12 protein-coding genes are annotated in these 12908 nt (G+C 46.9%); all 12 read right to left on the reverse strand.

The genetic code is table 11. From position 1 onward, the window contains the following. Positions 1-71: 71 nt before the first annotated feature. The 12 genes from BMX69_RS15970 to BMX69_RS16025 all read right to left on the reverse strand — a co-directional run bounded on the left by BMX69_RS15970 (position 72) and on the right by BMX69_RS16025 (position 12868). Positions 72-1274 (reverse strand): YibE/F family protein, encoded by a 1203-nt coding sequence (locus BMX69_RS15970; RefSeq protein WP_100042893.1) that lies wholly within the window; start codon positions 1272-1274, stop codon positions 72-74. A 486-nt stretch (positions 1275-1760) separates the two neighbouring features. Beyond that, entirely contained in the window at positions 1761-2669 is a 909-nt protein-coding gene (locus BMX69_RS15975) for an AEC family transporter (RefSeq protein ID WP_100042894.1), read from the reverse strand. Between the two features lie 2 nt (positions 2670-2671). After that, on the reverse strand, positions 2672-3898 hold the full coding sequence (locus BMX69_RS15980) for an NAD(P)-dependent oxidoreductase (protein WP_100042895.1): 1227 nt from the start codon (positions 3896-3898) through the stop codon (positions 2672-2674). Positions 3899-4254: 356 nt separating this feature from the next. Beyond that, on the reverse strand, positions 4255-4779 hold the full coding sequence (locus tag BMX69_RS15985; protein ID WP_054790083.1) for an adenine phosphoribosyltransferase: 525 nt from the start codon (positions 4777-4779) through the stop codon (positions 4255-4257). A gap of 50 nt (positions 4780-4829) precedes the next feature. Continuing rightward, on the reverse strand, positions 4830-5717 hold the full coding sequence (gene xerA / locus BMX69_RS15990) for a site-specific tyrosine recombinase/integron integrase (RefSeq protein WP_100042896.1): 888 nt from the start codon (positions 5715-5717) through the stop codon (positions 4830-4832). Between the two features lie 218 nt (positions 5718-5935). Then, positions 5936-6538: a stage II sporulation protein M gene (locus BMX69_RS15995; protein ID WP_100042897.1), complete on the reverse strand. Its 603-nt coding sequence runs from the start codon at positions 6536-6538 to the stop codon at positions 5936-5938. Between the two features lie 135 nt (positions 6539-6673). Continuing rightward, a complete protein-coding gene (locus BMX69_RS16000) occupies positions 6674-7222 on the reverse strand; it encodes an NUDIX hydrolase (RefSeq protein WP_054790080.1) in 549 nt (182 codons plus the stop codon). A 100-nt stretch (positions 7223-7322) separates the two neighbouring features. Beyond that, complete coding sequence (proC, locus tag BMX69_RS16005) at positions 7323-8117, reverse strand: pyrroline-5-carboxylate reductase (RefSeq protein ID WP_054790079.1); 795 nt, start codon at positions 8115-8117, stop codon at positions 7323-7325. 74 nt (positions 8118-8191) lie between these two features. Further along, positions 8192-8959 (reverse strand): DeoR/GlpR family DNA-binding transcription regulator, encoded by a 768-nt coding sequence (locus BMX69_RS16010; protein WP_054790078.1) that lies wholly within the window; start codon positions 8957-8959, stop codon positions 8192-8194. Positions 8960-9078: 119 nt separating this feature from the next. After that, positions 9079-10479, reverse strand: coding sequence for a GntP family permease (locus BMX69_RS16015; RefSeq protein WP_100042898.1), 1401 nt, complete (start codon positions 10477-10479; stop codon positions 9079-9081). 35 nt (positions 10480-10514) lie between these two features. After that, entirely contained in the window at positions 10515-11516 is a 1002-nt protein-coding gene (gene pdxA / locus BMX69_RS16020; RefSeq protein ID WP_100042899.1) for a 4-hydroxythreonine-4-phosphate dehydrogenase PdxA, read from the reverse strand. Positions 11517-11560: 44 nt separating this feature from the next. Beyond that, the gene (locus tag BMX69_RS16025; protein WP_054790077.1) at positions 11561-12868 is read right to left on the reverse strand and encodes a four-carbon acid sugar kinase family protein; all 1308 of its coding nucleotides are present in this window, start codon (positions 12866-12868) and stop codon (positions 11561-11563) included. Positions 12869-12908: the final 40 nt, after the last annotated feature.

Here is a 12908-nt window from a genome sequence, read left to right on the forward strand (position 1 = left end):
TTATTATAATGAATTATAAAAAAGTACCAATTTTATATATACTTTAAATACAAAATATGTGAATATCGTCACTACTTTTTCCTATATTTTTTATTCTTTTCATTTAGCGCCATGACCGGCTTGTCCACCCCATTCTTCCTGCTGCATATAAACGCGCTTAGGAATGCTACTAATGGCACAGTCATTACAATACCTATGGAACCCGAGATACCCTGTATAATCTCCAACGCCATCATGTCACTGTTAATAATCTGCAAATATGGATAATCAAAGATTCGAAACAGTATCAACATATTAAGTGCCGATCCAGCAAAAGCTAATATCAGCGTGTTGGCCATAGTCCCCATGGCATCCCTGCCTATATTAATACCCGACTGAATCAGCTTTTGTCTGTTCAGCTCTGGATTCAGCTGATGCATCTCAAATACTGCAGACGTAATAGTCAAAGCCACATCCATAACTGCGCCAAGTGCAGCTATGAGTATGGCACTGATCAATAATCCGCTGATTTTCAGACTTGTCCCATCTGCACGGAGAATTAATTCTTCCGCCTCCGACATATTAAAACCGTTTATCGGCGTAGCAACTGCCGTAAGAGCTGCTGCGGCCCCGGCCATCGCTACGCCGCCCACACACCCAATGGTTGCACATAAAGTTTTCATGGATAAGCCATTTAACAGTACCAATGAAACAGCTGTAGTAACAGCTGCTATGACAACAGATGAAAATATAGGATTAATGCCATGCCTTATCATGGGTATAAGCAAAAACCATATATCTACAATAGCAAATGCAAGCCCCAGTATAGCGGCTATTCCTTTCTTTCCCCCGAAAACAGCTAAAAACAGCACGAATATCACCGTCAATCCAAGCAATGCCGGACCCCTGTTATAATTGGGGATGGATGCGATATAGGAAAGCCCATTGGCATCTGTATCCATCCTGGCGATTATTTTCGTACCTACTTTTAAGTCCACATTATTGTATGCATTCATATAATTAACTGCCGGTAATGTCTTACCTCTGTCCTCACCGCTGTCTATCTGCACATAGACTTCCTGTACTCCGATACGCAGCCCTTCTGTCCAGTCTTCTGCCTTTGCCTCGTCTCTGATGATTTCAGTCACATGTGCCCTGGCAAACCTTATCTGGCTTGCCGCCGTTGGTACTTCCCCTGGCAGTGGTTGATTGATCCATATGAGAATTGCTATAAATACCATGCAGAAGAGGAATGAGGCCAATAGTTTCATGCAGAATGTTTTCTGATTTTTCATTTTAAGTACACCTTTCTTCGAAAGGCATCAATGTTGTTATGAACCCTGCGCCCTTCGTCCTGTTTATTTTGTATGTTTATTAAGTTGCATTGCCGACACACTTCAGAGCCCTTATAGGCGGTAACATATACAAAATTTTCCGCTAATAATGCTCTGGAAGCGTTTAACAAGTAACAACTGGAAATATAGCGTTCTGTATAATTCTATTCCGGTCTTAACAACTTAAGTACACCTTATGAATAAAAATGAAAGGTTTCAATCTCATTTTAAAATAGACCCTGCAATAACATAGACTTTTTTGTTTTACGGCTCAAATAAATTAAAGCACTCTAAGCTGCCGCAGTCACTCCTGTATAGCAGGCAGCTGATGAAAAGATTGCAAAAAAACAGGCCAGAATGTCTGTAAAATAAGACATTTCTGACCTGTAAAGGCAGCAAATTATGAAGCTGTTATAGCAGTGCTTTTAACAGCAGATATTCGGTATATTAAAGGACCATACACCACAGAGGAATGGTCACCAGGGATAGCAGGGTAGTCACAACCACGCATTTTGTGGCAAAAATATAATCCCCCTCATATTTGGACGCCAATATGGCAGTAGTGCTTCCGGCGGGCATTCCGGTCAAAAGGACGGATACTCCGGTCAAAAGGGGTTTTACATGGAAGGCCCGGCAGCATGCGTAAACCAGAAGAGGGAGCAAAAACAGGCGGATGAAGGCATACCTTACAATCCCCCAGTCTAATATGCTTCCCGGCTCTACCTCCGCCAGTATAGCGCCGATTAAGACCATAGATACGGTGGTGGTACAGCCGCCTACGCTCCTGATGGTGTTTTGCAGGAATGGGGGCAGAGGCAGCTGGGTGATCATGAGAACCAGGCCAATATAGACCGCTATGATACAGGGATGTGTCAAAACCTTTTTCACAACGGTCTTCCGGTCCGGGCTTTCCGTAAAATACGAAACCCCGGCAGACCACATAACGATCCTTTGAGGGATCAGAAATATGGAAGCATACATGAGCCCTTCTGCCCCATAAACGCCTTCTGCGATGGGATTTCCCATAAAGCCCGCATTGGAACAGACCGTACCATACTGAAGCACTTTTTTACGGCTTTCCGGTTCCCTGTTATAGAATACCTTTGCAAACATAAGGCACCCAATCTGGATCAGACCGGCAATGGTAAGGATTACAGCAAAGCCCTTTAAGATATCCAGATTAAACTCAATAAAAAATGAATTGATGATGTTGCAGGGAAGGATCAGATAGATCACGAGGTCCGTGAGAATGGACTTTGCCCCCTCGGGCAGGATCCCTTTCTTTCTCAGCACAACACCTGCTGCTACCAGGAGAAACAGCATCCCCTGGAGATTTAAAAGACGATTATAATCCATGTTTAGCTCTCTTCTTTGGATTTCATATATTCATCCATGGCCAAAGCAACGACCTTTGAGTAGGCAACTGCTTCCACCACGGTCCTTGCTCCCAGCACCACATCTCCGGAAGCGAATATGCCCGGAATGGTTGTCTGGCCTTTTTCATCTGTCATTAATAATCCGTTCTGGCTGGCCAGTAAGCCCTTGGTGGTATTCACCAGCTTGCTTTTCGGCCCCTGGCTGATGGAGATGATGGTAGAATCCGCCAAAACCTGTTCCCGTTCCTCATCGATGCCAATCTGGTTTCCTTCCATATCATAACGGACATTCTCAAATACCGGACCTTCATCCGTAATCTCAACGATCTGTTTCCCAAACTGAAAAGCCGCTCCGTCAAGCTTTGCATAGGCTGTTTCGTGATCGCTGGCATTGCTGGATAAGCCTCTGGCATAAAGAGTCACCTTCCTGGCTCCATGACGGATCACGGTCCTTGCCACATCCATGGCTGAGTTTCCCATGCCAATGATGGCAACCGTCTCTCCCAGGTCATAGGCATCGGGGTTTGCCAGATAATCGATGGCATAATGGACATTTCCCAGGGATTCCCCTTTCACTCCCAGAGTTTTCGGCCTCCAGACTCCGGTTCCGATAAAGATGCTCTGATAGCCGTCACGGATTAGATCCTTGATTTCAAGGGCGGTTCCGATGGCAGTATTCGGGCGGATCTTCACTCCGATTTCCAGAAGCTTCTTTTTGTAGCGCTCTAAAATGGTCTTTGGAAGGCGGAAGTCCGGTATCCCATACTGGAGAACCCCTCCCACCTTATCCTTGGCATCAAAGATCGTCACGCTGTAGCCTTCCTTGGTCAGAAGAAAAGCAATGGTGATCCCTGCCGGACCTGCACCGATCACCGCCACCTTTTTCCCGTTTTTCGGCTTGCACTCCACCTTCAACTTGTCAAAGATGGTATCAGAAATGTAATTTTCTATGCTGCTGATATGCACCGGCTGTCCCTTTCTTCCCAGAATGCAGTGGCCCTCGCACTGTTTTTCATGATTGCACACAAGAGAACAAACCAGGGACATGGGATTGTTTTCAAACACCTTTTCTCCTGCTTTGTTTAGACCTCCATCCTTAAATGCTTCGATCATCTGGGGTATGGGGGTATGGATGGGACAACCCTGCATGCACAGGGGTTTCTTACAGTTTAAACATCTGTTTGCTTCATCAATTACATGAACTGCCATAATTCATCTTCCTCTCTTTTTCTATCGCGTACCCTTCGTTGAGACAAAGGTACAAAAACTTTCCTTTACCTATTAATTTTATCAATCGTCAATCGGATATTCACAATCCGCGCTCCTGCTTAATGAGGTTAAATTTCAAGTTGCACATTGTATACAGTTTTTATTATTTTTCACATCATAACATACTCAAAATAATAAAATCAATAGGTAGCATTTATGTATAGAAAAAAATAAATTTTGACAAAAATATATCGAATTATGGGCGGTTCATTCCTATGAATCAAAAAAAGAATCCGGCTGATAAGGGCGAATGAACATGTCCAAACACCGCTATCCCGGATTCTCTGTTTTGATAATTATTTTCCCTCGTAAGTAATCATGGCTTCCACATCATAACCTGCAAGCTTTTCTCTGCCATTTAATCCTGCAAGTTCCATGATAAAGCAGATTTTCACCACTTCGCCCCCAAGCTCTTCAATCAGCTTTATGATGGCTCCAATGGTACCGCCTGTAGCGATCAGATCATCTATGATGACCACCTTTTGCCCCGGTTTAATGGAATCCTTATGGATCTCAATGGTCGCCGTGCCATATTCCAGCTCGTAATCAGCAGACAGGACCTCCCTTGGAAGCTTTCCCTTCTTTCTCACCGGAATAAAGCTCTTATGCTCTGCATAGGCTACCGGAACGCCAAAGATGAAGCCCCTTGACTCCGGTCCCACTACTGAATCATATTCCACCCCTTTTAACATCTCCCGTATGCCATCCACTGCCAGAGAAAGCCCGTCTGGATCTTCCAGAATGGTCGTCACATCCCGGAATATGATTCCTTCCTCTGGAAAATCCGGAATGCTTGTGACATAATCTTCTAATCTTTTCATTATCATACCTCGTATTATTATAGTTTGTACCCAGGTATAGGGGAATTCCCCTATCCTCTTGGATGGGCACCCGTATAGGCACGGCGCAGATCTTCTCCCTGAGTATAGTTCATATACATCTGGGTCGTAGCCATATCGGAATGGCCAAGCATAGCTTGTACCGCATGAATATCCGCTCCATTGCGGAGCAAATGCGCCGCAAACGAGTGGCGCAGAGTGTGAGGCGTAATGTCCGCCTTGATCCCTGCCTTATCCCCATAGAATTTTATAATCTTCCAAAATCCCTGACGGCTCATGGATTTCCCGTTGCAGTTGGTAAAAAGCCACTCGGATTCCTGATCCCTCAATAAATATCCCCTGCCACGCTCCATATAGGCAGAAAGGGCCAGCTTGGCCACTTTTCCAAAAGGAACCATGCGCTCCTTATGTTCATCCCGGCAGGTTATATAACCAATGGATAAGTTTATGTCGGCCTTTTTTAGATGAATCAGCTCCGATACCCGGATTCCGGTTGCATAAAGCAGTTCCAGCATGGCCCGGTCCCGAAGCTCTTTGGGAGATTCGCCGCCTGGCTGGCTTAACAGGCTGTTCACCTCATCTACCGTCAATATGGTAGGCGCCTTTTTTTCCACCTTGGGCGCTTTTAACAGCTCTGCCGGATCCTTTCGGATTCTCCCTTCCTTGCATTCAAAATGAAAAAACGCCTTCATGGAGGCCATACAGCGTGAAATGGTAGTGGTAGCCTTTCCCTCTTTCTCCAGGTGCAGAATATAGGAAGTAAGACTGGTCTTTGTCACCTTGTCCACTGACCTGATTCCCTGCCGCTCTAAAAAAGAGGCCAGCTGCATCAAATCCCTCTGATAAGATACCTCTGTATTTTTTGATGTTTTTTTTATCTCTCTCAAATAAATGATAAAATGATTAATCTCTGCTACCATCTCCATATCCCCTGACCTTTCGGCTTCAAAAATGCCTTAAAATAAGGCTTCTTCCTAACATTATATAGACTATTTTCGATAAAATCAAACACATTTTTCCCACTATCAAGACATTTTAGGGCTACTTTACATAACATGTACTAGATATTGGTAATGCATGACTTTTTTTCGCAAGATATGGGGAATTGGATCAATTATTTTTTTTCAATTCTTTCTCTTTAAAGAACCATTTTTAAGAAAAATGGGTTGATCCAGGCCTCGCAGGCGCTCCCAAGAGCGGCCAGAAAGAAAAGCAGCAAAAAAGCCGGAATCCGAAACCGCCGTCCATTTTGCAAGCCCCACAAAAGAAGGATGCTCCAAAGGAGAAGGTAACAAACCCCCTGAGGCATGACTGACATAAGGAACACAGGTAGCCCCATAAGCCCCTTCTGAACGGTTATGATGGAGAGGACAAATCCCATGGAAAAACCGATTCCTGCTGTCAGCAGACAATACATTGGAACTGCATAAGCAGTCAGGCCGATAAGCCAGGCTATCCATACCTCAATCCCCCGCTGCCTTAACACCTGATAAAAAAGCTGGATCCGCTCCCCTTTGTCCAGATTTACATTTCTGTTCAAAAGGCTCATATAATATACTGCTTTCTCCATTAATGACGGGTAACAGAAATTTGCCATAACCGTTCCGGCAATAAGCCCGGTAAAAAAGCAAAGGAGATAGCGGTCCTCTGCCCTTAGATTTCGTTCCAGTGAAACGTGCATTCCCCCTGGTCCCGGTCTTCTTCTCAATTGGTATCTAAGCGTACGAAATAAACTGGCCATTAAAAATCCCCCTGCAGGTTGAAAGACATCTTTTTTCAACCTTATGCCTGCAAGGGGACATTTATTCTTGTAAAGCAGTAAGCCAGGGTCGGGCTATTTTAACCTTACCGGGACTGCCGTTTTTCGGTCTTTTTTCTACTTCACGCCGTACTTTCTCGCATATGCAAGGATTGCCGCAATGGTCTTCCCATCGGTAATCTCTCCCTGGTAAATCTTCTGCTCCAAATCAGCTACCTCCCATTCCTCCACCTCAATGTATTCGTCTTCATCCAGGTTCTGCTTCGAAGGCTCTAATTCCCTTGCAACAAAAATATCGATGGCTTCATCACAGAAAGCTACCGTAGTGTTGACGCTGATTAAATACTCCAGCTTATCCTTATCTGTCTTATAGCCGGTCTCTTCCTCCAGCTCCCTGTGGGCACAGTCAAGCTTTGGTTCATCGGGGCTGTCAAGGGCTCCGGCCGGGATCTCCAGGGTATAGCGGTCTAAGGCATTGCGGTACTGGCGCACCATGAGAAGCTTCCCGCTTTTCGTTACAGGGACCACAGCCGCTGCTCCGTTATGATGGATGAAATCCCAGTGAACCAGATGGCCGTTGGCATCCACTGTGTCCTCATAAATTTTTAAAATATTTCCCTCATATTTTAATTCTCTGTCAAGTCGTTTCACGGGCTTTTGTTCCATTGTCTTACCTCCATGTCCGGTATTATGAACCTGCGGTTCATAATCCTCATTTAACCTTTGTGCTGACGAGCGAACTCATCTTCGCTCTCTTTTCGTTCCTTTATAGTTTCTCGCACTTTTTAAAACAGGCATCCGCAGCTTTTATAACCGCATTGCGGAATCCGAATTCTTCCAGGGCCGATACTCCCTCAATGGTGGTACCTCCCGGCGAACACACCTTATCTTTTAAGGCTCCCGGATGCTCCCCTGTCTCCAGAACCATCCTGGCACTGCCAAGGACTGTCTGAGCAGCCATCTCATAGGCTGCCTCCCTTGGAAGGCCATACTTTACCGCGCCGTCTGCCAGTGCCTCGATAAACATATAAACATAAGCAGGAGAGCTTCCGCTGGCACAGACCACCGCGTTCATAAGCCGCTCTTCTACAATCCGCATCCTTCCCAGTGAACGGAAGATATCACCGATCGTCTCCTTCTCCTCCTGTGAAAAATCCTTCTCATCGTAGCAGACTCCTGTCATTCCTTCCCCAAGAAGAGCAGGGGTATTTGGCATGGCACGGACCACCCGTATCTTTTCTCCCAGCTTCTCTTTTAGCTGGGCTGTTGTAATGCCGGGAGCAATGGAAATGATCACATGGTCCTCTGTCACTTCCTCACGGATATCAGACAGCACCGGGGCAAAATACTGGGGTTTTACAGCCAGTACCACATATTTCGACTGGTCCGTACACTGGGCATTGCTTTCCCCATGGGCCACTCCCATCTCTGAACTGATCTGCGCACACCGTTCTTTATTCACATCGGTAAAAATGATCTCTTCCTTTTCGTATGTCTTTAATAATCCCTTTAAGATTGCAAAACCCATATTTCCGATTCCGATGATTCCTATTTTCGCCATAATCTCTTCCTCCTGCTCTTGCTTTTACATCTGCAATAAATTATTGCATCATTCCAGCACTATTTTTCCAAATGTCAATCTTTGGAATTCTCTTGATTGACGGAAATGATTCGAACCCCCTTCTTCCGAAGGACTGCCTTTTCCTGCTCCTTAAATACATGATCTGTTATGATTCCCGTATAATCAGCCAGGCAGTTGATCCGGTTCATTCCCTGCCGGTTGAATTTGGAATCATCCACTGCCAGAAAAGCCTGCTGGCACTGCTTTACAAGCTGACGTTTTAAAAATGCTTTATCTGTGGTAGGCGTCAGAACATAGAACTCACCGCTTATGGCGGCTGCCCCGAAAAATCCCGTATCAAACCGGAAATCCTCTATCATCTGGGTGGTGTAATAGCCTAAGGTACTACCTGTGGACTTCTGGACATAACCACCGCACAGGATCAGCTCTGCCTTGCTGTTTTTCATGAGAAGGGCAATCTCTAAGTCGTTGGTAATGACCGTCATATTTTCCTTATCCATGATCCGCTTTGCGATCTCATAGGTGGTGGTTCCAGCGTCCAGATATACGGTAGTCCCTTCCCTGATGAATTCCTCGCATTTTTCTGCGATCTGCACCTTTTGTCCATGATTCTTCACGCTTTTATCCGCATAGGCCACCTCGGTCTTGCTTACTGCTCCTCCGTGGCAGCGTTCGATCAGCCCCTCCTTCTGGAGCTTTTCCAAATCCCTGCGGATGGTCATGGGGCTGACGTCAAGCTCTTTTGCCAGCTCTTCAACCTGGACGCTGCCATCTTCCTGTATCATGTTCAGAATCTTAATCTGCCTTTCCGCCATCATCATGAGCTGTTCCTCCTGTCATGGAGCCTGTACCTGTTTCAGCATAAAAATCCCTGCCGCCGGAAGCTCCGGCGGCAGGGCATCTGCTTTCGCACAAATTCCCTTATGTATATCATAAATGATTACAGGAAAATACTCAATATTAAAACTTCAACAAATCCAACGGCCCATGCTATAGTGGAAGTGATGGAATAGGTGAGGATCTGGTCCTTTACTTCTCCAACTCCCAGGGTCCGGTTTACCACCCAGAAATAGCTGTCATTAAAGTAACTGAAGAACAGGGAACCCACACAGCACGCCATGGCTCCCAAAATGGGATTCACTCCCGCAGCAAGGATGATGGGGGCTGATATGCTGGCCGCTGTTGTCATGGCAACCGTGCCGGAACCTTGAATAAAGCGCATGGCTGTTGCAATAAGGAACGGAAGGATGACAATGGGAACCGCCGTACCTGCCAGTGCTTCCGCCATATAGGTACCAAGTCCGCTGTCCTTAATGATCTGTCCTAATGCACCGCCTCCTCCGGTCACCAGCATGATGATTCCCGCAGATGCCATCCCCTTTTCCATTTCCTTGATCGCCTCTTCTCTGGTAAGGCTTCTTCCAAGGGTAAAGATCGCCAGCACAAGCCCGATTCCCACCGCTACGATAGGGCTTCCCAAAAACTGGAATACCATCATGAATCCGGAAGTTTTTCCCAAAGCGCTGGAAACCGTGCTAATCAGGATCAGGATGATGGGAAGGAACAGAGGCGCAAAGGATTCCAGGGTGGAAGGAAGCGTTTCAGAACCAATGGAAAAATCCTGGGAATAATCCGGCTCCTGATAGGGGAGGCGTATAAAGCCTTCTTTATCATCAGGAATCTGGTAAAGTTTTTTTCCGACCCATCTTGCATAAGCCGTACAGGCCACGGTCATGGGAATGGCGATGACAAGGCCATAAAGAATAAACTTTCCTACGTCCACACCAAAGATACCGCATACGCCCAAAGGCCCGGGAGTGGGCGGCACAAGGCTATGGGTGATCACAAGCCCTGCTGCCAGAGCCGCCCCCAGGGAAATCACCGATTTTTTCGTCACCCTTGAAATAGCCTTTGCAATGGGTGCCAGGATCACAAATCCGGAGTCACAGAAAATAGGAATGGAGACCAGAAATCCCGTAAGGGCCAGAGCTTCTTCTTCTCTCTTTTTTCCAAAAAGCTTTAAAAACGTCTGAGCCATCCGCTTGGCTGCCCCGGTCCGTTCAAAGATCTGCCCCATCATCACCCCAAAGCCAATGATAATTCCTATACTCCCTAGTGTTCCCCCAAATCCGGTTGTTATAGAATTAACAATGCCAAAGGTCTTCCCATTTTCCAAGGTAATATTTACAAGAGGCATGCCCCCTGCCACACCAATGATGAGCGATGCCATGATCAGAGCCAAAAATGCGTGGATCTTTGTTTTCAGTACCAAAAATATCAGAATCACAATGCCGATTAAAAGAGCAATCATCATTCTCTCGCCGCTAAGTCCTCCTACCATAAAGAAACCCTCCTCTTAAATTTTTACTGCCCCATTTACGCCTTTTTAAAGCGGGGGGAATACTTAGCTGCCAGCAAAATAGCTTCGACCATGCTGACAGCGCCTGCCTTTCCGGTTCCTGCGATGTCAAAGGCCGTGCCATGATCTACCGAGGTCCGCAGGATGGGCATCCCGTTGGTAATGGCAATGGTCCTGTCAAAATCCAGGGTTTTTGTTGCGATATGTCCCTGGTCATGATACAGGGAAAGCACGCTGTTAAACCGCCCCTGAGCTGCCTGATGGAACACGGAATCTGCCCCGATCGGGCCTGCCACCGGATACCCTTCTTCCTGTAATTCCAATACGGCCGGGATGATCTCCTTCACCTCTTCGTCACCGAACAGACCGTGTTCCCCGCAGTGAGGATTCAGCCCTGCAACCGCCATAGTCCCCTCCTCTACCCCAAGCCGCTTTAATGCCTCAAGACAGCGCTTCACATAATCCTTGATCCGCTCCCTGGTCACCATATCCAGCATGTTTCTTAAGGATACATGCCTGGTTAGGAAGAAGACCCTCAGCCCGTTGGTCTCAAACATGGTAAGCGGATCTTCCGTCTCCGTCAGGGCGCTGAATATCTCCGTATGACCGATAAATGGAATGCCTGCCGCCCTTAAGGCCTCCTTGTTGATGGGAGTGGTTGCCACCGCATCCGCCCTTCCTTCGTTTGCCAGCCTGATGCTTTCCTCAATGTATTCATAGGCTGCCCTGCCGCACATTCCGCTGACCTCTCCGAATGCAAACTGGTCCATGTCCACGTTATCCAGGTCAATGAGGTTTAATATTCCTTTTTCAAAGTTCCCCTCCTCCGGCCCCTTTACCGTCTTGATCCTTAAATCCGCCCCTGTGATCCTGATGGCCTGCTCCATGATCTTTTTATCCCCTACTGCTATGCAGCCGGCCGCCTCAGTGACCCTTGGCTCTGCAAGCGCCTTTGCCACGATCTCCGGGCCAATGCCCGCCGGATCTCCTATGGGTATTATGATTAGTGGTTTGCTCATATTTATTTCCTCCAGTTCTTAGTTTGCATATGGTTATTTATAGTTTACAAAAATAGTTTCTCTTTTAAATATGTGATGCACCGGTTGGCAGCATCCGGCTCTCCGACCATCCCTCCCTTTGTTATGATGGACACCCCTTCGAAATCCCCCTTTAAAAACTTCCCGTAGGCAGCAAGGGGGAGAACCTCATCAAGGAGGCATAAGCCGGCGGTATTAAACTTCCGGCAGATGGCCACCGTAATATCTCCGCCGCTGCTGTAGATCCCTTGAAAGCTGCTGTTATATGTAAATACCCGACAGGTAATTTCCGCAAAGGAATCGCAGATCAGCCTGGTCATCTCATCCACTCCCCCTGGATAGCCGGGTTCGTACCGCTTAAAATCCACCCTGTTTTCCGGGTAGATCCCATCCCCTGTAACAGTAAGGATTTCATAAGACTCACTGGCAGCTAAAACCTCCTTTACTGTCCGTTTGATTTCCTCCTCCCGGCTTTCTTTACTTTCCAGGAACCTGGCAGCGGAAACAAAAATGTTATGGGCAGTCCGCTGGGTCAGCCAAAGCTCTTCCATCTGTTTTCTAGTCACAGGATTTACGCTCCCCACTACGGCCAATATCTTGTTCTCTCTCCCCCTGTCCGGCGGGACAATCCGCTTTCTTGCAACGGTGGAGGTAAACACGCCTGGATCCACTGCAGCAAATTTGATCCCGCTTGTAATGGCCGCATCAGCGATCAGGTCTAAATCCTCCTGGGTCACACAGTCCATAACGATGATCCTGCACCCAGCCTTTGCAAGCCCCCTGATCCGTTCCGCCAGTGCATGCTTTCCTTCCATCATACCGTTCATCTGGATGCTTCCTACTTTATATCTGCTTTGGCTTTCAAAAACTTCCTTCACATCCGATGTGAATACAGGAGTCTTAGGGTCCAGGGCAGCCTCCGTTTTGTGAAGGGGAAGCCCCTTTACCATCATGTACCCTCCGATCACGATTCTTCCCGAAGCCGGAAAGCATGGGGCACAGATGGCAGTATAGTCCGGTCCCAGAGCATCTAAAAAAGCATCCGTCTCCCTCCCGACATTTCCTCTGAGAGTGCTGTCAATGCGCTTTGCATAAACTTTGACCTCTTTATTCTTCAAAAGGTTGGTCACGTTAAATACCCGGTTATAAGCCGTCTCGCTGCTTGCTGCTCTGCTGTCTGTTGGATACATGATACAATCGCACTGATCGAACAGGGACAGATTCAACCGTTCCGAATTCATTACGGTGTAGGTCCTGTAATTCATCTTCTTAAGCAGAACCCCTGTGGCATTCGCTCCTGTCAGATCATCTGCTACCACAATACATTGAGGCATAGTTCCTCTCCCTTCTCAGCACCAGTTCCGGCATGGGAAC

This window comes from Lacrimispora sphenoides JCM 1415 (assembly GCF_900105615.1).
GTDB classification, from domain to species: Bacteria; Bacillota; Clostridia; order Lachnospirales; family Lachnospiraceae; genus Lacrimispora; species Lacrimispora sphenoides.

Coding starts and splice junctions, on each gene's coding strand:
- BMX69_RS15970 (WP_100042893.1), bottom strand. CDS start 1,274: ATGAAAAATCAGAAAACATTCTGCATGAAACTATTGGCCTCATTCCTC.
- BMX69_RS15975 (WP_100042894.1), bottom strand. CDS start 2,669: ATGGATTATAATCGTCTTTTAAATCTCCAGGGGATGCTGTTTCTCCTG.
- BMX69_RS15980 (WP_100042895.1), bottom strand. CDS start 3,898: ATGGCAGTTCATGTAATTGATGAAGCAAACAGATGTTTAAACTGTAAG.
- BMX69_RS15985 (WP_054790083.1), bottom strand. CDS start 4,779: ATGAAAAGATTAGAAGATTATGTCACAAGCATTCCGGATTTTCCAGAG.
- xerA (WP_100042896.1), bottom strand. CDS start 5,717: ATGGTAGCAGAGATTAATCATTTTATCATTTATTTGAGAGAGATAAAA.
- BMX69_RS15995 (WP_100042897.1), bottom strand. CDS start 6,538: ATGGCCAGTTTATTTCGTACGCTTAGATACCAATTGAGAAGAAGACCG.
- BMX69_RS16000 (WP_054790080.1), bottom strand. CDS start 7,222: ATGGAACAAAAGCCCGTGAAACGACTTGACAGAGAATTAAAATATGAG.
- proC (WP_054790079.1), bottom strand. CDS start 8,117: ATGGCGAAAATAGGAATCATCGGAATCGGAAATATGGGTTTTGCAATC.
- BMX69_RS16010 (WP_054790078.1), bottom strand. CDS start 8,959: ATGATGATGGCGGAAAGGCAGATTAAGATTCTGAACATGATACAGGAA.
- BMX69_RS16015 (WP_100042898.1), bottom strand. CDS start 10,479: ATGGTAGGAGGACTTAGCGGCGAGAGAATGATGATTGCTCTTTTAATC.
- pdxA (WP_100042899.1), bottom strand. CDS start 11,516: ATGAGCAAACCACTAATCATAATACCCATAGGAGATCCGGCGGGCATT.
- BMX69_RS16025 (WP_054790077.1), bottom strand. CDS start 12,868: ATGCCTCAATGTATTGTGGTAGCAGATGATCTGACAGGAGCGAATGCC.